At 41.5% G+C, this 2,164-nt stretch carries 1 pseudogene; it reads left to right on the forward strand.

Features of this window, described 5'->3' with window-relative positions:
• Positions 1-618 precede the first annotated feature (618 nt).
• Positions 619-2,164: pseudogene (locus PX482_RS07375) on the forward strand (hypothetical protein); the annotation flags it as partial.

Consider the following 2,164-nt stretch of genomic DNA (forward strand, 5'->3'; position numbering starts at 1 on the left):
AAAAAACTATAAAAAATTTTACCAGTTATTAAACAAAAAATTACTTTTTATCTCCAAATATTACCCATTTATTGTCTCTGATAAACCTGGTATATTTATTAGTGCTTATTATTTATACAAGTCTTGCTAGGCAAGGTTTTAAAGACTATATTTTAGAAAATTATTTCTATTCTTCTCCCTTAAAAACAGAAACAATAAGAGGCGATTTATCCACTTAATTATCTTTTCTATAATTGGGCTACAGTTTTTGGAAAATAGTCTTAGTATTTACTCTGTTGATTGAGAAACCCTGACCTAGTAAGCTAGGACGCATTTACGCAACGAATTTTAACTGCGCCTCAAGGAGTAATTTAAATGCACAGGCAGCTTAATACTTTCACGTTTTTTCATTCTCAATAATGCTTTTCTTATTGCTGTGACTCATCAGGCTATTGGATAAATTTAAGAAAAAATTTATTTTTTTGTTAAACTTGTCTATTTATAATCATAAATAGATGAGAGATTTAGCCCCAGGGCAGAAAAGTTGGGCTTGTCTTTTTCCCTAACCATAAACAGAAAGAATTCAACAAACTTAAGTAATTAACCGATTAATTTTCGGACAATTAGGTAGGTAAAGTCATGAAGACAACACAAGTAAGTTCCAATTTATCTAGTACAAATATGCCATCTCCAGCAGATTCTTTGAGTTTTGATGGAGCCTCCCCAATCACCTTTGATTTAACAGGTTCCGACGATTTAACTGTATCGAAGGAAACTTCTCCCTTAGGAGTCCTGAACTCTGACCCCTCCCCATCTACAGTCTCCTCTGAGGCCCCCACGGTTCCAGTCTCCCCTACTGCTACGGGTCAAGTGGTCTTTCCCGCTATCCAAACCCTTCCCTCTCCATTGAAGACAGAGGGGAAGCTATTACAGAATACTGGGGAAAGCGTTGACGACCCTTTTCACGATACGGGTATGACGAAGACAGGAAGTAGCGCTCTGGGGGAAATGCTAACGTCCTCCAAGGTGGGGGGATTTTTGCCGAAAGCTTCTCTTTTTCTAGATCCCAATCCCAGTCGTTTTCGGGTTGGATTACCGACCAATTTCCTGACATCAACGGGACAAGTTAATTTTCCTACAAGCAATACTGTTATCAATGTTAATTACACAGGATTTACCCCAGCAGCGCAAACGGCCTTTCAGTTTGCCGTAGATATTTGGGAGAGTTTACTGGATTCCTCTGTACCGATTAATGTCAATGCTTCCTTTGCTAATTTAGGTTCTGGTATTCTGGGGCAGGCTGGGCCAGAGGACTTTTTCATAAATTTTTCTGGAGCACCTCAAACGAATACCTGGTATCCTATTGCACTAGCAAATTCCTTGGCAGGACAAGATTTAGATCCGACAGCAAGTGATATTGGATCCCAGTTCAACAGTAACTTTAACTGGTATTACGGGTTAGACAATAATGTACCCACCAATCAAATTAGTTTTGTCAGTGTTGTTCTGCATGAACTAGGTCATGGTTTAGGTTTCTTGGGTTTGATGGACAATCAATCTGGCGTAGGCTCGTGGGGATTCGGCACAGGGTTTCCAGGAATTTATGATCGTTTTACCGAGAATGGTTCTGGACAAAGTTTGTTGAATACGTCCCTATTTCCCAATCCTTCTACTGCTTTGGGCAGTCAGCTTACCAGTAACAACATTTTCTTTGATGGGTCTAATGCCAATGCTGCTAATGGCGGAAACCGAGTTAAGCTCTACGCCCCAAGCACTTGGAGTGGTGGATCAAGTTACGCTCACTTGGATGAAGTATTTAACAATACTCCCAACGCTCTCATGACCTATTCTATTGGTTCTGGGGAAAGTATCCTTAACCCTGGCCCTGTAACCTTGGGGTTGTTTAAAGACATGGGATGGAAGTTAGCGGGGTCTAGCACGAATCCCACCTTGGCGATCGCGGCGACCAATGCCAACCAAACGGAAGGGAATAGTGGCAGCAAAGCCTTTACCTTTACCGTTACTCGTGCAGTTAATACCACAGGAGCCAATAACGTCAACTGGGCAGTAACAGGCTCAGGAACCAGTGCAGCTAATGCCACTGATTTTGTGGGGGGAGTCTTACCCTCAGGAACCGTCAGTTTTGCGGCGGGAGAAACCTCGAAAGTGATTACCGTTAATGTTC

The sequence above is a fragment of the Microcystis sp. M53602_WE12 genome, from assembly GCF_030065455.1.
GTDB lineage: Bacteria > Cyanobacteriota > Cyanobacteriia > Cyanobacteriales > Microcystaceae > Microcystis > Microcystis aeruginosa.